At 66.1% G+C, this 18778-nt stretch carries 16 protein-coding genes; 11 read left to right on the top strand and 5 right to left on the bottom strand.

The annotated features are described in order from the left end of the window. Positions 1 to 54: 54 nt before the first annotated feature. Complete coding sequence (locus tag B5520_RS15675) at positions 55 to 1275, top strand: PucR family transcriptional regulator (RefSeq protein WP_079598012.1); 1221 nt, start codon at positions 55 to 57, stop codon at positions 1273 to 1275. Here B5520_RS15675 and B5520_RS15670 read toward each other — a convergent pair. Next, positions 1272 to 1709 carry a helix-turn-helix domain-containing protein gene (locus B5520_RS15670; protein WP_079598011.1) on the bottom strand — a complete coding sequence of 146 codons (438 nt, stop codon included), beginning with the start codon at positions 1707 to 1709 and terminating at the stop codon, positions 1272 to 1274. The genes B5520_RS15675 and B5520_RS15670 overlap by 4 nt on opposite strands. 48 nt (positions 1710 to 1757) lie before the next feature. Here B5520_RS15670 and B5520_RS15665 point away from each other — a divergent pair, with 48 nt between their 5' ends. Continuing rightward, positions 1758 to 2552 (top strand): alpha/beta fold hydrolase, encoded by a 795-nt coding sequence (locus B5520_RS15665; RefSeq protein WP_079598010.1) that lies wholly within the window; start codon positions 1758 to 1760, stop codon positions 2550 to 2552. A 16-nt stretch (positions 2553 to 2568) separates the two neighbouring features. Here B5520_RS15665 and ptsP read toward each other — a convergent pair whose 3' ends face one another. Further along, complete coding sequence (gene ptsP, locus B5520_RS15660; protein WP_079598009.1) at positions 2569 to 4254, bottom strand: phosphoenolpyruvate--protein phosphotransferase; 1686 nt, start codon at positions 4252 to 4254, stop codon at positions 2569 to 2571. 160 nt (positions 4255 to 4414) lie between these two features. On the opposite strand from ptsP, the gene B5520_RS15655 reads away from it, so the two are divergent. The 7 genes from B5520_RS15655 to B5520_RS15625 all read left to right on the top strand — a co-directional run bounded on the left by B5520_RS15655 (position 4415) and on the right by B5520_RS15625 (position 12431). Beyond that, complete coding sequence (locus B5520_RS15655) at positions 4415 to 5140, top strand: TetR/AcrR family transcriptional regulator (RefSeq protein ID WP_079598008.1); 726 nt, start codon at positions 4415 to 4417, stop codon at positions 5138 to 5140. Positions 5141 to 5240: 100 nt separating this feature from the next. Continuing rightward, positions 5241 to 7313 (top strand): PTS mannitol transporter subunit IICBA, encoded by a 2073-nt coding sequence (locus tag B5520_RS15650; RefSeq protein ID WP_079598007.1) that lies wholly within the window; start codon positions 5241 to 5243, stop codon positions 7311 to 7313. Continuing rightward, a complete protein-coding gene (locus B5520_RS15645) occupies positions 7313 to 8476 on the top strand; it encodes a mannitol-1-phosphate 5-dehydrogenase (RefSeq protein WP_079598006.1) in 1164 nt (387 codons plus the stop codon). The genes B5520_RS15650 and B5520_RS15645 overlap by 1 nt, the downstream gene beginning before the upstream one ends. 195 nt (positions 8477 to 8671) lie before the next feature. Beyond that, positions 8672 to 9619: a siderophore ABC transporter substrate-binding protein gene (locus B5520_RS15640; RefSeq protein ID WP_079598005.1), complete on the top strand. Its 948-nt coding sequence runs from the start codon at positions 8672 to 8674 to the stop codon at positions 9617 to 9619. Between the two features lie 25 nt (positions 9620 to 9644). Beyond that, positions 9645 to 10652, top strand: coding sequence for an ABC transporter permease (locus B5520_RS15635; protein WP_079598004.1), 1008 nt, complete (start codon positions 9645 to 9647; stop codon positions 10650 to 10652). Beyond that, a complete protein-coding gene (locus B5520_RS15630; RefSeq protein ID WP_079598003.1) occupies positions 10645 to 11673 on the top strand; it encodes an iron chelate uptake ABC transporter family permease subunit in 1029 nt (342 codons plus the stop codon). Before B5520_RS15635 ends, B5520_RS15630 begins: the two co-directional genes overlap by 8 nt. Next, complete coding sequence (locus B5520_RS15625) at positions 11670 to 12431, top strand: iron ABC transporter ATP-binding protein (RefSeq protein WP_079598002.1); 762 nt, start codon at positions 11670 to 11672, stop codon at positions 12429 to 12431. The genes B5520_RS15630 and B5520_RS15625 overlap by 4 nt, the downstream gene beginning before the upstream one ends. Before the next feature lie 15 nt (positions 12432 to 12446). Here B5520_RS15625 and B5520_RS15620 read toward each other — a convergent pair whose 3' ends face one another. From B5520_RS15620 to rraA, 3 genes are all read right to left on the bottom strand, one after another. Then, positions 12447 to 13886 carry a sugar porter family MFS transporter gene (locus B5520_RS15620; RefSeq protein WP_079598001.1) on the bottom strand — a complete coding sequence of 480 codons (1440 nt, stop codon included), beginning with the start codon at positions 13884 to 13886 and terminating at the stop codon, positions 12447 to 12449. A gap of 218 nt (positions 13887 to 14104) precedes the next feature. Continuing rightward, positions 14105 to 15754: an MDR family MFS transporter gene (locus B5520_RS15615; RefSeq protein ID WP_079598000.1), complete on the bottom strand. Its 1650-nt coding sequence runs from the start codon at positions 15752 to 15754 to the stop codon at positions 14105 to 14107. Between the two features lie 111 nt (positions 15755 to 15865). Further along, entirely contained in the window at positions 15866 to 16363 is a 498-nt protein-coding gene (gene rraA, locus B5520_RS15610) for a ribonuclease E activity regulator RraA (protein ID WP_079597999.1), read from the bottom strand. Between the two features lie 122 nt (positions 16364 to 16485). Between rraA and B5520_RS15605 the strand changes: the two genes are divergently transcribed. Continuing rightward, entirely contained in the window at positions 16486 to 17772 is a 1287-nt protein-coding gene (locus tag B5520_RS15605; RefSeq protein ID WP_079597998.1) for an MFS transporter, read from the top strand. 139 nt (positions 17773 to 17911) lie between these two features. Then, complete coding sequence (locus B5520_RS15600) at positions 17912 to 18520, top strand: TetR/AcrR family transcriptional regulator (protein WP_079598082.1); 609 nt, start codon at positions 17912 to 17914, stop codon at positions 18518 to 18520. Positions 18521 to 18778: the final 258 nt, after the last annotated feature.

Below are 18778 nucleotides of genomic sequence, written 5' to 3'. Positions count from 1 at the left end.
GTGTCGCCTCCTGTCCGTTCGGCTCGGCAGCTTCAGAGGCAGTACTGTTGGCCCATGCAGCAGCAGGGTGTGGAGCAACTCGTGGAGCAGGTGGCGCAGAAGCTGGGCCGCGGGCTTTCGCTGGAGGACCTGGACGGTGTGCTGCTCGCCTACAGCTCCAACCAGTCGCACGCTGACCGCGTGCGTGTGAACTTTCTGCTGAGCAAGAAGGTGCCGGCGGACGTGAGCGCGTGGCAGCTCTCGCACGGCATCGCAACGGCCGTCCGGCCTGTGGTGGTTCCCGCCAACGAGGACCTGGGCATGCTGGGCCGGGTGTGCGTTCCATTGATGGTGCGCGGCTTCCGCGTGGGGTACCTGTGGGTGCAGCAGGACAGCGTGGAGGAAAGCCCGACGGCGATCCTCACCCAGCTGCCGGGCGTTAACCATGAACTGGAGATGCTGTCCGGGCTGCTGCTCGATTCCAACACCGCTGAGTCCGAGTACCGGCGCGCTCGCGAGCGTGAGTTCCTGGCAGCGTGCGCCGGCGAACCCAACGCGGTGGCCGCCGTGGCGGGGTGGAAGGAAGTCCAGGGCCGGGGGCCGTGGCAGGTGGTCACGGTGCTGGACGCGGACGGCTGGGCGGCCGGGCCGGATCCGATTGCTTCCACGCTGATTCACCGCTCAACTGCCCTGCAGGCCACGGTGGGGGTGGACGCCGTACTGTTCAGTGCCGGCACCGAAACGCATTCGGTGGTGTTGTTCCGCGAATCGACGGGGCGGGCAAACCACGCCCAGGTCCTGGTGCACTACCAGCTGGAGCTGGCCAAACGGTCAGGCCGACCGGTCCACCGCATCATTCTGGGCATCAGTGAAGGCTTCGGGCGCACCCGCCAGCTGGCCGAGGCGTACCGGCAGTCAAAGATGGCGGCGCAGGCTGCGGCGGTGGACCCGCAGCTGGGAGAACTGGTGGATTGCCGGGCCACGGGGGTTTACCAGTTGCTGGCCTCGGCGGGGGGAGGGGTTGGTGCCTGGGCAGACTCAGGCTCCGTCTACTTCCGGATGCTGGAGGACCACGACCGCAACGGCGAACTGATTCCGGTCCTGGAGCTCCTGTATGACAACGACGGGTCAGTCCAGGATGTGGCCGCCAAGCTCCACCTGCACCGCAGCAGCATCTACAACCGGCTGGGCAGGATCCGCCAGCTCCTGGGTGTGGACCCGCTCAAGGGGCTGCCCCGCCTGGAGCTCCATGCCGCGTTGAAGATGCGCCGCTGGTCGGCCCGCCCCAGGATCTAGCCTTCCCGAACCTCTAGGTCCGGGGCTTCCTGGCCGCCGGCCTTCTTCCGGGCATCCTTCTTCTGCTGCTCCACTTTCTGCCGCTCCAGCCAGGCCAGGATGGCGGCCAGGGGAATGCGCCGGTGGCTGCCCCGGTACTCCACCGGGATTTCGCCGCGGTCCGTCATGTTCCGCAGGTAGGTGTGCGAAATTCCGGCGAGCTCTGCGGCTTTGGACGTGGTCAGCATTTCCTCAACGCTGCTGACGGTCACCGCTTCGCCGCGGCTGAACCGGTGGAGGAGATCGACGACGGCGTCCCTCGCCAGGGGCGGCAGCCGGTGGACGGTGCCATCCACAAAAACGGTGATGTCATCGCTGCCCGCGAGTGCCTGGTTTAGCTTCTGGGCGTCTTCCGGGGGAAGGGCGCCTGTCATCCGGGGAGCTATCAGTGCCATCATTTCAGCCTACCCGGGCCCTGCCGCCGCGGGAGGTATGCTCGGCTGATGGTATTGAGTGGCGGCCGCGACGTGGAATACAACGGCCTGCAGGGCCGGCTGTACGCTTCCGCCGAGCCTGCGGGCGCTGCGCCGCGGACCGGTGCGAGGCCCGCCTACGTGCTGCTGCATGGCATCGGGGTCTCCCACCGCTACCTTGCCCGGCTGCACCTGGAACTGGCCAAGGGCGCGGACGTCTACTCCTTCGACCTGCCGGGATTTGGTGCGTCGACGCGTCCCCGGCGGCAGCTGCAGGTGGCTGACTTCGCCGCGTTCGTGACCGGCGTCCTCACTGAAGCAGGGGTCCGGAGCGTTGTGCCGGTGGGCCATTCCATGGGCGCCCAGTTCGCGGTGGAGATGGCACTGCAGGCACCGGACCTGGTGGCCGGGGCAGTCCTGATGGGCCCCGTGGTGGACACGGCCCGGAAGTCGGTGGCTGCGCAGGCGCTGGCGCTCACCCGCGACGCACTGTTCAGTGAATCGCTGATTTCCAACATCATCGTGTTCGGTGACTATTTCCGTGCAGGCCCGCGGTGGTACCTGACGGAGCTGCCGGTGATGATGGAGTACCCGCTGGAGGAGAAACTGGCCGCGGTCCACCAGCCGGTGCTGGTGCTGCGCGGCGGCAAGGACCCCATTGCCCGCCGCCCGTGGTGTGACACGCTGGCGGCGGCCGCTCCACAGGGAACGGTGGCGGAGATTCCGGGGCAGGGCCACGTCGTCCAGTACACCGCGCCGGAGACCGCCGCCGAAACAATCAGCGGCTGGGTCCGGGCGGTGGACGGGTTCGGCGTCACGGCCTGATGGCCGCGCTGGCGGTTTAGAGACCGAGTTCTTCCAGGACCGGCAGTTTCTCCCGGACCCAGGCCCGGGCCTCGGTGGCGCTCGGTGCGGACAGCGCCAGCTTGGCCAGCTGCTGAGCCTCCGACAGCGTCACCGTCTTCAGGACCGCGGCGACGGCCGCGAGGGAACGCGCGGTCATGGACAGGGTGGCCACGCCCAGCCCGGTAAGGACGACGGCGAGGGCGGGGTCGGCCGCGGCCTCACCACAGACGCCCACGGGTTTGTTGTTGCCTTCCGCACGGGACCCTTCAACGGTCAGCCCCACCAGGCGCAGGACGGCAGGCTGCCACGGCGTGTTCAGGTTGGCGAGGGGGCCAAGCTGGCGGTCCGCCGCCATGGCGTACTGCGTGAGGTCGTTGGTGCCCAGGCTGGCGAAGCCCACTTCCCGGAGGATCGCTTCCGCGGTCAGGGCTGCCGAGGGAACCTCAACCATCACCCCGGGAGTCTTGATGCCGGCGTCCGCACACATCGAGGCGAAGCGCGCGGCTTCCTCGGCGGTGGAGATCATGGGTGCCATCACCCACACGTCCGCCTCGGACTGCTTCTCCGCCAATGCGATCGCTTCCAGCTGGCGGTCCAGCACGCCGGGCGTGGTGAAGTCCGTGCGGTAGCCGCGGACACCCAGGGCAGGGTTGGGCTCCGTGGAGTCTGTCAGGAACGGCAGCGGCTTGTCGGCGCCGGCGTCGAGCGTGCGCAGGACCACTTTCTTGCCCGGGAAGGCATCAAAGACCTTCTTGTAGGCGAGGGCCTGCTCTTCAACGCTGGGTTCGGTGTCCCGTTCCAGGAAGCAGAACTCGGTGCGGAACAGCCCCACGCCCTGGGCGCCAAGTTTGGCGGCCGCCTCGGCATCCTTGCCGCCGCCCACGTTGGCGAGCAGCGGGACCAGGTGGCCGTCCGCCGTCGCTCCCGTGCCGCTGAACTCGGCCAGCAGGGAAGCCGTGGCCGCCCAGGCCTCTGCTGCAGCGCGAAGGGGCTCGTCAGGCTCGGAAGTCACAGCCCCGGCTGCGCCGTCCAAGTACACTTCCGTGCCGTCCGGGAGTTCATCCACGCCGACTGCGGCCACAACGGCGGGCAGGCCGAGGGACCGGGCGATGATGGCGGTGTGAGACTGCGGGCCGCCGCCTGCGGTGACAAGGGCCAGGACCTTGTTCGGGTCCAGCGTGGCGGTGTCGGCGGGCGCCAGGTCCTCGGCCACCAGGATGAAGGGGGTGTTCGAGGCCGGGATGCCCGGCGCGGGCACACCGCGCAGCTCGGCGACAATCCGGGCGCGGACGTCCAGGACGTCGGTGGCGCGCTCGGCCATGTAGCCGCCGAGGTTGTGAAGCATTTCGGAAACGGAGGAACCGGACTCCCAGATGGCACGCTCTGCGGAGGTTCCGCGGGCAACCAGTTTGGCCGCACCCTTGATCAGCATGGTGTCCTTGGCCATCAGGGCCGTGGCTTCCAGGACGGCCTTGCCGTCACCCGTGGCGTGGGCCGCGCGGGCCTTGAGTTCGTCGTGCACGGCCTGGGAGGCCGCTTTCAGTGCGGCAGTGGCTTCCTCTGGCGTGGTGCCTGCCGGGAGCTGTTCGCCGGCGGGAGGTTCGCTGATCGGTTTGGGCATCTGGCGGATGGTGCCGATGACGCGGCCTGGGCTGACGCCTACTCCTGGGAAGTTCTGCACTGAAGGTCCTCATTCTCTGCCGGTAGCCAGGCGCGTCAGGATAACCGGCGCCGTGCCGGGTCCACCAGGGACTGCTACGTCCGGAGGCGGGAAACGTGCCTGAAAAAATTGTATGTGATTCAGTTCATATAGCAATGCTATAGGTGCTAGGGTAGCGGTTATGAGTTTGGATGGCCAGCTTCCCCCCAAGATGCGGCTGCTGCGTGCTGCCGCGGAGCTGCTTGCCAACTCCGGGGGAGCAGCCGTCTCCACCCGCCAGATCACGCAGCTGGCGGGGGTTACAGCTCCCACTCTGTACCACCACTTCGGTGACAAGGAAGGTCTTTTCGACGCCGTCGTCGCCGCGGGATTCGAAGAATATGTCGCGGGCGAAAGGGATTTCGCCCCCTCCGGACAGCCGCTCGAGGATATCCGGAGAATGTGGGACAACCACGTCCAGTTCGGGCTCAACCAGCCGGAGCTGTACCTGGTGATGTTCGGCAACATCCGCCCGGAAAGCCGCCCCGCCATCGTTGCCGATGCCGAGGCACTGATGGAGGAGATGCTGAACAAGGCAGCGGCGGCGGGCCAGCTGAACGTCCAGCCACGGGAAGCGGCCAGGTCCATCCTGGCGGCCAACGTGGGCGTGACGCTGATGCTGATTGCGGAGCCCGCCTCCGAACGGAACCTCGAACTGTCCACCATGACCCGGGACGCCATGATTTTCGCGGTGTCCGCCGAGCCCGCCAGCGGCACGGCCCCGGGTGACACCGGGAAGTCCTCGGTGGTGGTGGCTGCGATCGCCCTGAACGCCGCACTTCAGGCCTCGCACTCAGACCAGCTCTCCAGCTCGGAACTCAAACTCTTCCTCGAATGGCTGCACCGGATCTCCACCAGCCCGGCGTGAGCCAGCACCACTTTGGCGGTACCCCCGTTCCACCAGCAGTACGTCGTCGTAATCAACGGACCATCCTGCGGAGCAGCAGGAATGACGGTTAGGAAATCACATGGCAACAGAGACAGTTGCAAAACCCCGCACCAGCATGCGGGTTGGCGTCCAGAAATTCGGGACGTTCCTGTCCGGAATGATCATGCCCAACATCGGTGCCTTCATCGCCTGGGGCATTATCACGGCCCTCTTCATCGAAAAGGGTTGGCTGCCGGTTCCCCAGCTGGGTGGCTTCGGCGAGACGGACGGTGTGAAGAACATCGGCCTTGTGGGGCCGATGATCACGTACCTGCTGCCGCTCCTGATCGGCTACACCGGCGGCAAGATGGTCTATGACGTCCGTGGCGGCGTGGTGGGTGCCATCGGCACCATGGGCGTGATTGTTGGCGCCGGCATCCCGATGTTCATCGGCGCCATGATCATGGGCCCGTTGGGCGGCTGGACCATGAAGAAGATCGACTCGATCTGGGACGGCAAGATCCGCCCCGGCTTCGAGATGCTGGTCAACAACTTCTCCGCCGGTATCTGGGGCGCGCTGCTGGCCATGCTTGGCTTCTACGCAATTGCGCCGGTGGTGTCCGCCTTCAGCGCCGGGGCCGGGAACGTGGTGCAGTTCCTGGTGAACAACGGCCTGCTCCCGCTGACCAGCATCTTTATCGAACCGGCCAAAGTGCTGTTCCTCAACAACGCCATCAACCATGGCGTGCTGACGCCGCTTGGAGTGCAGCAGTCCCTGGAGCAGGGCAAGTCCATCCTGTTCCTGCTGGAGGCCAACCCCGGTCCGGGCCTGGGCATCCTGCTTGCGTACATGTTCTTCGGCCGCGGCGCCGCCAAGGCCTCCGCTCCGGGTGCCGCGATCATCCATTTCTTCGGCGGCATCCACGAAATCTACTTCCCGTACGTGCTGATGCGTCCGTTGCTCATCCTGGCGGCCATCGCCGGCGGCATGACGGGCATCGCCACGCTCGCCATCACCAACTCCGGCCTGGTGGCGCCTGCCGCGCCGGGTTCCATTTTCGCGGTGCTCGCCCAGACCTCCCGGGACAGCTACGTGGGCGTGATCCTGGCGGTCCTGCTTGCCACGGCGGCGTCTTTCCTGGTGGCCTCGGTCATCATGAAGACCACCAAGCACAGCGATGAGGTTGACCTGAACGATGCCACCTCGCGCATGGAGCAGATGAAGGGCAAGAAGAGCTCCGTTGCTTCCACCCTCACGGGTGCCGGCGCAGGTGCTGCCGCCGGCGGCGGCGTGGGCGTGCTCGCCGGACCGGTGCGGAACATCGTGTTCGCGTGCGACGCCGGCATGGGCTCCAGTGCCATGGGCGCCTCCGTACTGCGGAACAAGATCAAGGCGGCCGGCTTCCCCGACGTCAAGGTCACCAACGCCTCCATCGCCAACCTCAACGACAGCTACGACGTGGTGGTCACGCACCAGGACCTGACCGAACGCGCCAAGCCCGCCACTTCAAGTGCCGTGCACTACTCCGTTGACAACTTCATGAACAGCCCCCGCTACGACGAAATCGTGGAGCTGGTCAGGGGGAGCAACACCGGCGGCGCCGCGGCAACCGAAGGGCAGGACGCCGGTGCGGGAACGCCCGGCGGAGCCTCCGCATCCGGCCCCGCAACGGCGGTAGCGGCAGGAACGGTAGCCGGCGGAACCGCTGCCGGCACCGCTGAAACCCAGGCAGCAGGCAACTCCGAAATCCTCGCCCGCGAGAGCGTGATCCTCACCGGCTCAGCCACCACCCGGGACGCCGCCATTGACGAAGCCGGCCGGCTCCTGCTGGCCCGCGGCGCAGTGGATGAAGGCTACATCGCGGCCATGCACGAACGCGAGGAATCGGTGTCCACCTACATGGGCAGCTACCTCGCTATCCCGCACGGGACCAACGCAGCGAAGGACCACATCCGCAAGTCCGCGGTGTCGGTGATCCGCTACCCCGAAGGCATCGACTGGAACGGCAAGCAGGTCAAATTCGTGGTGGGTGTCGCCGGCATCAACAACGAACACCTGCACATCCTGTCCTCCATCGCGAAGGTCTTCACCAACAAGGAACAGGTGGCCCGGCTGGAGGCTGCCACGTCCGAGGACGAAGTCCTGGAGCTCTTCGGAAAGGTCAACGCATAGTGAAGGCAGTACATTTTGGTGCCGGAAACATCGGCCGCGGCTTCGTGGGCCTGCTCCTGCATGACGCCGGCTACGAGGTGGTGTTCGCGGACGTCGCGGACGCCCTGATCGGGCAACTGGCGGCGGCGGACAGCTACGCGGTCCACGAAGTGGGGGAGAATCCCGCGGTGCGGACGGTCAACAACTTCCGGGCACTGAACTCCAACACCCAGGAAGCGGAGCTCGTCAAAGAGATCGCGACGGCGGACATCGTCACCACCGCGGTGGGCCCGCACGTCCTGAAGTTCGTGGCGCCCGTGATCGCCCGGGGCATCGTTGCAAGGGGCGCGGAACTCGCTCCGCTGCAGGTCATGGCCTGCGAGAACGCGATCAACGCCACGGACATCCTGGCCAAGGAAGTGGCTTCCCAGCCGGGGGCCGCCGCCGGGGCGCTGGACGGCAAGGCAGTGTTCGCCAACACCGCGGTGGACCGGATCGTCCCCAACCAGGAAGCCGGCCAGGGCCTGGATGTCACGGTTGAGACGTTCTACGAGTGGGTCATCGACCGGACAGCGTTCCAGGGGGCGGCCCCGGTGATTCCGGGTGCCACCTTCGTGGACGAGCTCTCGCCGTACATTGAGCGGAAGCTGTTCACGGTGAACACCGGGCACGCCTCTGCCGCCTACTTCGGGTTCGAGGCCGGACTGGAAAAGATCTCCGATGCCATGGCGGACCAGGATGTTGCCGAGGACGTCCGCGCGGTGCTGGAGGAGACCAAGCAGCTGCTGGTGTCCAAGCATGGTTTCAGCAACGACGAGCAGGAAGCCTACGTCCAGAAGATCCTGGTCCGGTTCTCCAACCCTTACCTGCCGGACACAGTGAATCGGGTGGGCCGGGCACCCCTGAGGAAACTCAGCAGGCACGAGCGGTTTATCGGGCCCGCGGCCGAGCTCGCCGAACGCGGCGTGGTACCCGAGGCACTCCTCGGTGCGATCGCCGCGGCGCTGCGCTTCAACGACCCCGCGGACGTCGAGGTGACGGAGCTGGCTGCCATCCTCGCCTCGGCCGGCCCGGCGGACGCAACCGCCAGGATCACGGGCCTGGAGCCCGGCCACCCGCTGTTCAACGCCGTCTCCACCCTGGTGGAGGAGCGGCAGGCAGAGGTGGCGCGCACCCCCGTCTGACCCAAGGTCCCACTCCACGACGCACTGCACAAGGACGACGCCGGCACTTTCCCAGGTGCCGGCGTCGTCCTGTGTGATGTCCCCCACTTTGGCCCCAATCCGCCCTTCTCATTTTGAAGTTAGCCTTTCCTTACTTATAGGCTCAGCCCTATTAGGCAACAGAGTTGTGACGTATTACCTGAGTGGAGAAAAAACGTGAAGAAGAAGCTGTCGAGCTACCTGGGGGCACTGGCTGCGGGAGCAGCTCTTTTGACCGTGACCGCGTGCGGCGGAAGCGCGACCGCCACGCCCGCTGAGGAAGCCGCCACCATCACCGTGGAGCACGCGCAGGGCAGCACCGCCGACGTGCCGGTCAACCCAAAGAAGGTCTTCACCTTCGACCTTGGTGTGCTGGACACCCTCGACGCGCTGGGCGTGGAGCCTGCAGGCGTTCCTGAAGCGCAGTACCCGGAGGCCCTGTCCAAGTACTCGGACGCGAAGTACACCAAGATCGGCTCGGTCAAGGAACCGGACTTCGAAGCCGTCAGCGCCGGCGACCCGGACCTCATCATCATCTCCGGCCGCACCGCCGGGGCATATGAGGAACTGAGCAAGATCGCCCCCACCATCGACCTGTCCATCGATGCGGCCAACCCGATGGAAAGCTTCAAGACGCAGGCCCAAAAGCTGGGAACCATCTTCGACAAGTCCGCGGAAGTGGAAGAGCAGCTCGCGGCCGTGGACGCCACCGTGTCCGAGACCAAGGCCAAGGCAGCGACTGCCGGCAAGGGCCTCATCGTCCTGACCTCGGGCGGCGAAGTGACGGCCTACGGCGCAGGCTCCCGGTTCGGCATCATCCACGACGTCCTGGGCGTACCGACGGCCGCTGACGTGAAGGTGGACGGCAGCCACGGTGAAGCCATCTCCTTCGAGTACATCAAGCAGGCCAACCCGGACATCCTCTACGTCATCAACCGCGACAGCGCCGTCGGTGCCGAGGCGTCTGCCGCCAACCCCATCCTCGACAACGAACTGGTGCAGTCCACCAACGCCGTCAGGAACAACAAGGTCATCAACCTGGACCCCATGGGCTGGTACGTCATCGGTTACGGGCTGAACAACGTCAAGGCAATGGTTGACGCCGTCGCCGAATCCGTGGCCTAAAGCCCCGCTCCTGAGCTAACACGCCATGACCGCCACCGCCGTGCGCCCCGCCGCGCCGGCAACCCGCAGCCAGGCCCGCCACCATGCGGGCCTGGCTGCGGCCGCAGTTTCCGTTCTTTCCCTCGCCGCCGCCAGCATGTTCGTGGGCGTCAGCGACGTGTCACTTCCGGCACTGCTGGCCGCGGACCCGGCCACGGTGGAGATCTTCTGGGTTTCGCGGGTGCCTCGGACCCTCGCCGTGCTCCTGGCCGGGATGGCCGTTGCCGTTGCCGGGCTGATCATGCAGCTCATGGCCCGCAACCGCTTCGTGGAGCCGTCCACGGTGGGAACGGTCGAGTCCGCCACCCTCGGGATCCTGGTGGTAACAGTTTTTGCGCCTTCCGCTCCCGTGCTGGCCAAAATGCTGGTTGCCAGTGCCTTCGCCATGCTGGGCACGGCGCTGTTCCTGGCCATCCTGCGCCGGCTGCCGGCCCGCAACACCCTGCTTATCCCGCTGGTGGGCATCATGCTGGGCGGCGTCATCGCCGCCGTCACCACATTCTTCGCCTACCGCTACGACCTGCTGCAGACCCTGAGCAACTGGATGATCGGAGATTTCTCCGGCGTCCTCCGCGGACGGTACGAGCTGCTCTGGATCGTCGCCGTGCTGATGCTGGTGGGGCTGCTGGCAGCCGACCGGTTCACGGTGGCCGGCATGGGCCAGGACTTCACCACCAATCTGGGCCTGAACTATGCCCGCACCATGCGCCTGGGACTCGTCATCGTCTCGTTGATCTCCGCCGTCGTGGTCACCACGGTGGGCGCCGTGCCGTTCCTCGGCCTGGTGGTGCCCAACATCGTGTCCCTCATCTTCGGCGACAACCTCCGCCGCGCGGTTCCCTGGACCGCCCTGTTCGGCGCCGCCTTCGTGCTGGTCTGCGACATCATCGGCCGCACCATCCGCTACCCCTACGAGGTCCCCGTGGGAATGGTCATGTCCGTGCTGGGCGCCATCCTCTTCCTCGTCCTGATCCTGAGGAAGCGCAATGCCTGAAGCGCTCGCCACCAAACCCCGTACGGCTCACAGCCTTGTCCCCAAGCCCACGCTCCGAAGCCGCATCAGGAACGCCTCGCCGCGCCTGGTCCTGGGGATCCTGCTGGCGCTGACCGCCGTCGTCGTCTGCTTCTTCCTGTTCTTCGAACTCAAAGGCAACGTGGGCTACATCCTCCCGCGCCGGGCCATCAAGGTGGCCGCCATGCTGCTGGTGGCCGTGGCTGTGGGCGTGTCCACGCTGCTGTTCCAGACGGTCACCGCCAACCGGATCCTCACGCCGTCCATCATGGGCTTCGATTCCCTGTACATCCTGATCCAGACGGTGCTGGCCTTCACCCTCGGGGCCGCGTCCGTGGTGGCAGCCCCGCCCACCCTCCAGTTCGCCGTCGAAGTGATCCTGATGGTGGTGTTCAGCGCGCTGCTGTACCGCTGGATGTTCACCGGAGCAACACGTTCCCTGCACCTGCTCCTGCTGGTGGGCGTCATCCTGGGCAGCCTGTTCCGCGGCTTTTCCTCGCTGCTGCAGCGGCTCATGGAGCCCAGCGAATTCATCATCCTCCAGGACCTGTTTTTCGCATCCTTCAACAACGTGGACCCGGCGCTGCTGGGCGTCTCCGCGGGGATCATCGCCGCCGTCTGCGCAGCAGTATGGCGCGGACGGCACACGCTGGACGTCCTGGCGCTCGGCCGGGAGGTGGCCATCAACGTGGGCGTGGACCACCGCCGGACGGTCATGCTGGTCCTGCTGGGCTGTTCGCTGCTGGTGGCCGTGTCCACCGCGCTGGTGGGGCCGGTGACCTTCTTCGGCCTCCTGGTGGTGAGCCTGGGCTACCAGCTGTGCCGCGGGTTCAGCCACACCTGGCTGCTGCCCATCGTTGTGCTCATCGGCGCCATTGCCCTGGTGGGCGGGCAACTGGTCCTGGAGAAGGTGTTCGGCTTCGGCACCGCCCTGAGCGTGGTCATCGAGTTCACCGGCGGCATCCTGTTTCTCTACCTCCTGCTGAAAGGCTCCCTGAAATGACCATCGCGGTCCGCAACGTCTCCAAGAGCTACGGCGGCCAGGCGGTCCTCGAGGACGTCAGCTGCACCATTCCGCAGGGCGGCATCACGTCGATCATCGGACCCAACGGCGCCGGGAAATCCACACTCCTCTCGCTGATCAGCCGGCTGCAGCCGCTGGAGGAGGGCGCCGTGTCCGTGGCTGGGCTGGACATCGCCTCCACGGACAGCCGGGAGCTGGCCCGGACCATGGCCATCCTGCGGCAGGAGAACCACCTCACCATGCGCCTCACCGTGCGCGACCTGGTGGCCTTCGGCCGGTTCCCGCACTCAGGCGGCCGGCCCACCGTTGAGGACCTGGCCAAGGTGGAGGAGGCCATCGCCCACCTGGACCTGACACCCATGGCGGACAAGTTCGTGGACGAGCTCTCCGGCGGGCAGCGGCAACGGGCGTTCATCGCCATGGTGCTGGCCCAGGACACGCAGTACCTGCTCCTGGACGAACCGCTGAACAACCTGGACATGAAGCACTCGGTGGAGATGATGCGGCTCCTGCGCCGGCTGGCCGACGACCTGGGCAAGACCATCGTCCTGGTGGTCCACGACATCAACTTCGCGTCCTGCTACTCGGACACCATCCTGGCCATGAAGGACGGCCGGCTGGTCCACCAGGGCAGCCCGCGGCAGATCATGCAGCAGGCCATGCTCCGCGACGTCTACGACATCGACATCCGGATCGAGGAGATCGACGGCAACCGGATTGGCGTCTACTTCGCCTGACGCTCTCCGGCGTCGCTAGGCCTTGGCGGAACCCTTGGCTACGAACAGCGTCTCGGCCTGTTCCAGGGACATGCCGTTGGTCTCCGGCACCTTGAACATCACGAAGAAGAAGGACGCCGCGGCGAACAGGGCGTACATGGCGTAGGTCAGGGGCAGCGAACCGGCGGCCATCACCGGGAAGCTGAGCGTAATCGCGAAGTTGGCCACCCACTGAGCAGCCGCGGCCAGGCCCAGGGCGCGGGCACGGATCCGGGACGGGAAGATCTCGCCCAGGAGGACCCACACCAGCGGGCCCCACGAGGCGCCGAAGCTGACCACGAACACGTTTGCAGCAACCAGGGCAACGGGTCCCCACGGGCCCGGCAAAGAGATATCGGAGCCGCTGCCGGTGGCCGATGCGAAGGCCAGGGCCATGGCGCCCAGCGACACAGCCATGCCCACGGAACCTGCCAGCAGGATGGGCCGGCGCCCGATCCGGTCCACGAGGGCGATGGCGACAAGGGTGACCAGGATGTTGGTGACGGACGTGGCCACCGAGATGGTGAGCGAGTCCTGCTCCTGGAAGCCAACGGCCTTCCACAGGGTGGTGGAGTAGTAGAAGATCACGTTGATGCCCACGAACTGCTGCAGCACCGAGAGGATGATGCCCACCCAGACCACTGCCTGCAGGCCGAACGTCCTGCCGCGCAGCGAGCCCTTCTGGCCGGCGAGCTTGTCCTCTTCGATGGCCTCCCGGATTTCGCGGATGTGCCGGTCCGTGTCCTCAGCGGGAGCAATCGAGTCAAAGACCTTGCGCGCTTCGTCCTCCTTGCCCAGGAACACCAGGAAGCGCGGCGATTCGGGGAGCGTGAACGCCACCCAGCCATAGACCAGGGCTGGCAGGGCGGCGGCCAGGAACATCCAGCGCCAGGCCTCGATGCCCAGCCAGAACGCCTGGCCGGCACCGCCGGCGCTGGTGGCGAACAGGGCGTCGGACAGGAGCGCGGCGAAGATACCGGTGGTGATGGCCAGCTGCTGCAGCGATGCCAGCCGGCCGCGGACCTTGCGCGGCGAAATTTCGGAGATGTAGGCCGGAGCGATCACGGAGGCCAGGCCGATGCCCAGCCCGCCCACCAGGCGCCAGAAGATCAGGTCCCAGACGCTGAAGGCGAACCCGGTCCCCAGGGCGCTGACCAGGAAAAGCAGCGCGCCGAGCTTCATGGCGGGGATGCGCCCGTAGCGGTCGGCCACCTTGCCGGCGAGGTAGGCGCCGGCGGCGCAGCCCAGCAGGGCGATGGCGACGGCGAAGCCTGTGACAGCCTCGGACAGTGCGAATTCATCCTTCATGGCGTCCACAGCACCGTTGACCACGGACGAATCGAAGCCGAAGAGGAATCCGCCCACCGCCCCCGCGAGGGCCAGCCAGATCACCCGCTGCGGTATCCGGGCGGTCGTCTGCTCCTGTGCAGTGGGCATGGTTCTCCCTGGGTCTGGGGGTCTGATGGATGCGGTGCGGACGTCGTCGGCTGCGGTACCGGCCAGAAGGGCCGGCGCACACGCGCTAAACAGTGTGGCACGTCACCGGCCAGGGTTCCACTTGGGACCCTCCAGCCCCACAAGGCAAAACGACGACGGCGGATGGGCCGCCGTCGTCGTCTGTCCTTGGTTGCCGCCCCGGTAAGGGGTGGCGGGCGTCAGTGGGCTGCCACCGGTTCCTTGGCCGCGTTCTGGTCCGTCAGCTTCTTGTTGGGCAGCGCGAAGCTGATGAGGAAGGCGATGCCGGTCAGCGCGGCGGCCGTGAACATGACCACGTCGATGGAATAGGCAAAGCCTTCGGTGATGGGCCGCGTCAGGACGCTGTTGGCGGTGTGCAGCCAGCTGGTGTCGTTGAGGGATTCGTTCGAGGCGCCGTTCTGGAAGAACTCGTAGAGCTTGGCGTTGGCCGGGTCTGCAGCGACGGCGGGGTCCTGGAGGACTGCCAGGTAGGCGGGATCGGTCATGGCGGATTTCATGCTGTCGGCGATCCGGCTGGCCGCCAGGCTGAACAGCAGCGAGATGAACACGGCCGTCCCCACGGCGCCGCCCATGGAGCGGAAGAACGCCGCGGAGGACGTTCCCACGCCCATGTCACGCGGCGGGACCGAGGTCTGCATCGCAAGGGTAAGCGGCTGCATGCAGAAACCCAGGCCCATGCCGAAGAAGACCGCGATGACGCCTGGAACCCACAGTCCGGTATCCACGTGCAGCGACAGTCCCATGACCAGCGCTGCCGCCGTGAGGATGCCGGTCCCCATGATGGGGAAGATCCGGTAGGTGCCCGATGCCGAGATGGTGCGGCCGGCCGTGATGGATCCGGTGAGGATGCCCACGGTGAAGGTGATCATCATGAGGCCGGCCTCGGTGGGCGTGAGACCTTTCACGAGCTGCAGGTAGAGCGGAAGCATGGCGATGGCGCCGAACATGCCGATGCCGATGATGAAGTTCAGCAGCGAGGACAGGCCGAAGGTGACGTTGCGGAAGAGCCGCAGGGGGATCAGGGCATAGTCGCCGGCGTGCTTCTCGGCCAGCAGGAACCAGACGATGCCTGCCACGCCCAGCCCGTAGCAGAGGAAAGAGTTCAGGGATGTCCAGCCCCAGTTGCGGCCCTGCTCGGCCACCAGCAGGAGCGGAACGATCGCCAGGGTGATGGCGGCAGCGCCCCAGTAATCGATCTTCTGCTTGACGTGCTTCGCGGGCAGGTGGAGGAACAGGAAGACGACGGCCAGTGCGGCCAGGCCGATGGGCAGGTTGATGAAGAACACCCAGCGCCAGCCGTCGAAGCCCAGGATGTTGGCGGATCCGGCGAACGCACCGCCCACCACCGGGCCCAGCACCGAGGAGATGCCGAACACGCTCATGAAGTAGCCCTGGTATTTCGCCCGGTCCTTGAGCGAGACGATGTCGCCGATGATGGTCAGCGCCAGTGCCAGCAGGCCGCCGGCGCCCAAGCCTTGGACGCCGCGGGCGAACGCCAGTTCGGTCATGGAGTTGACCGAGCCGGCATAGAGCGAGCCCACCAGGAAGATGGCGATCGCGGTGAGGTACAGGGGCCGGCGGCCGAAGATGTCACTCAACTTGCCGTACAGCGGCGTGCTGACGGTTGAGGTGATGAGGTACGCGGTGGTGGCCCAGGCCTGGAGTGACAGCCCGTCCAGGTCGTTGGCAATGGTGTAGATGGACGTGGACACGATGGTCTGGTCCAGCGACGCCAGGAACATGCCCAGCATCAGTCCCACCATCACGGTGACAATCTGGCGCTGCGTCAGCGCTTCTCCGGCGGCGCGCGCCGTGGGGGTTTTGGACATGCAGGACTCCAGGGGAAGGAAGTAGGAAAAGCGTAGGATAGTTGCTTTCAGTAACTATCCTACGCCCGCTTCTTATTCCCCGTCCCGACGAACTTTTTTGGCGGCGCCCCGTCAGCGCTCCACGAGGATGCCGTCCGGGTCGCACCAGATCATGGCTCCGCTCCGGATGGTCACGCCGTCGATCACCACGTCAACGTCCACTTCACCGGCGCTCGCCTTGGCACTCTTCTTCGGGTTGCTGCCCAGGGCTTTCACGCCGAGGTCCAGTCCCGCGATCGCTTCACGGTCCCGGATGGCTCCGTTGATAACGACGCCGGCCCAGCCGTTGGCCACTGCGCTTTCGGCAATCATGTCCCCCATTAGGGCTGTCCCCAGCGAGCCGCCGCCGTCCACGACCAGCACGTTGCCGTTGCCCGGTGTGGCCAGGGTGGACTTTACGAGGCCGTTGTCCTGGAAGCAGCGGATGGTCCGGACGGGCCCGCTGAAGTGGGAACGCCCGCCGAGGGACTGGAACTGCAGTGAGACTGATGCCAGTTCGTCGCCGCGCTCGTCGTAGAGGTCGGCGGTATTGACGGCGGTGCTTTCCGCTGGAGTGGACGCTGCGCTCATGGTTCTCCTCAGTGCTTGGGCTGACGTTGCAGAGTGCTGTTCCGCCATCGGACACGGCGGAGTGGTACCGCCCACGATAGTCTGATCCCGTCGCCTATCAGCCGTCCCCCGGGGAGCACGTCATGAGCCTGTCAGATACTCCCGCACCGCTGGATCAGGGAGCCGGGGCGCAGGGTACGACGGCGGCGCTCGCCGAGCCGACGCAAAAGGTCACCGCGCGCTGGGTCGCCGGGCTGGTGCTGGTCAACGTGGGCATCAACGCCGCCTTCTTCGGGCCGCTTAACATCTTTATCGGCCAGCACGCCATCGGCATCGACGAGGCCAACAAGGAAGCCATCCTGTCCCTGGTGACCACCTGCGGTGCTGCCGTCTCGCTGGTTGCCAACCCGTTGTTCGGCGCCCTTTCCGACCGGACAGTCTCGGGCTTCGGCCGGCGTGCACCGTGGATCCTAGCGGGCGCCATCCTGGGTGCCGCTGCCTTGCTGGCGATGTCCGGTGCTACTGCTGTTGCCATGCTGGTTCTGTTTTGGTGCCTGGTCCAACTGGGTGCCAACGCTGCGTACGCTGCCATCACCGCCGCCGTCCCGGACCGCGTGCCGGTGCTGCAGCGCGGTGGCGTAGGCGGCCTGGCGGCGCTGGGTTCAACAGGTGGCATCCTCCTCGGTGCAGTCTTCGGGGCCGTGGTGTCGGGAAACTACATGGTGGGCTACGCCCTGTGTGCTGCCGCCCTGCTGTTCTCGGTGCTGCCGTACTTGTTCCACCGGAATGACCCGCCACTGCCCAGGGAGCTCCGGCCGCCGTTCTCATGGGGCAGTTTCCTGCGCGGCTTCTGGATCAGCCCTGCCCGTCATCCGGACTTCGCGTGGGCATGGCTCACCCGCTTCCTGGTTAACGTCTGCAACCAGATGACCATCGTGTACCTGCTCTTTTTCCTCCGGGATGTCCTCAACCACGAGGATCCGGCAGTAGGGGTGCTTACCCTGACCGGAATCTATGCCGTGATGGTGATGATCACCGCGGTCATTGCCGGGCCCTGGAGCGACCGGCTGGGCCGGCGCAAGCCGTTCGTGATCGGGTCTTCGGCCATCATTGCCGCAGCAGGACTGACCATGGCCTTCTTCCCCGTATGGGCCGGTGCACTGGTGGGCGCCGGCATCCTGGGAGTGGGGTTCGGCACCTACCTCGCCGTCGACTTCGCGCTGCTGACGCAGGTCCTTCCCGTGGCCGCAAACAGGGGCAAGGACATGGGCATTATCAACATCGCGAACTCCCTTCCGCAAGTGGTCGCGCCGGTCCTGGCATTCCTCGCCGTGACGTACTTCGGCGGGTACCTGACGCTGTTCGTCACGGCCGCAGTCATCGGCCTGCTCGGCGCCGTCTTCGTGGTCAAAATCAAGGGTGTCCGCTGACCGAGGTTTGCCCCGGAAGCTAAGCCCGCTGACTAATTACGGCACGCTACTGTGCCGTATAGTTGAACCGGACTGCAGGCGGTTCGGGATGGGGACGCTCCTGGCTGCTGCACCATAGGAACACAACCCCGGAATGCTGATGCCCGAGACCATTTCAGACCATCCGCCCATGGCCGCAAGGCCGTCCGCTCCGCGCCAGCGGCTCCGCTATACCCGCATCCTGGAGTCGGCTGCAGGGTTCGCCCGCAAGGGACTGGACTCGGTGGAACTCTCGGAAGTGGCGGCGAAAGCTGATGTGCCGCTGGGCACCCTTTACCGGTATTTTCCTTCCCCCACCCACCTCATGCTTGCCCTCTACCGCCAGCAGCTCGACGAACTGCAGGCCGGTTCGCGGGGCGCCTCGGCCCGCTTCCGCGGCCGGGCCCTGGCGGGGCTGGTGATGGAAATTTTCCACATGCGCGTCATGCAGCCGGCAGTGGAGCAGTGCCTGAGCCGCGGCGTCTATGTTCAGGACCGCGACACCACTGCGCTGCTGCGCGAGATCGACGCCCTCAGCGAGAAAGTAGTGGCCACCGCATCCGGGGACGCTGTTGCAGCGCGTGTTCTGCTTCTGACCGTCACTGGTCTGGTCCAGTCCGTCCGGAACCGCCGGCTGTCCCTCTTCGAAGCCGAAGAAGACCTCAAAAAGGCCTGCGCACGGCTTTCCCCCGGTACCCAGGCAGGGTTCACACTCCATCAGACTGCGTAACCGGTCTAGTCCAATTCGGCAATAAGTACGCCATAATTGCGTGGCGTACGTCACAGTACTGCCTGGATAAACGTTTAGGCGCAGCTGCTGACCGTCAAATCGGCCGATTACAGGCCGAGCGCCTGCCTACCATGGGTCCACCGGAGCAACAGGGAGTGAACATCCCCGACGTTCCCACGGACCCGCCACCCCTGGGTTTCCTGTCGCACCATTTCCATTGCCTTGAGTCCGCCCGGGCTTGGGTCCCCATGTGCCGTG

It is taken from the genome of Arthrobacter sp. P2b (assembly GCF_900168295.1).
Taxonomy (GTDB): Bacteria; Actinomycetota; Actinomycetes; order Actinomycetales; family Micrococcaceae; genus Arthrobacter.
The sequence above is the reverse complement of the archived record's forward strand: the minus strand, read 5'-3'. Positions and strand labels throughout refer to the sequence as shown.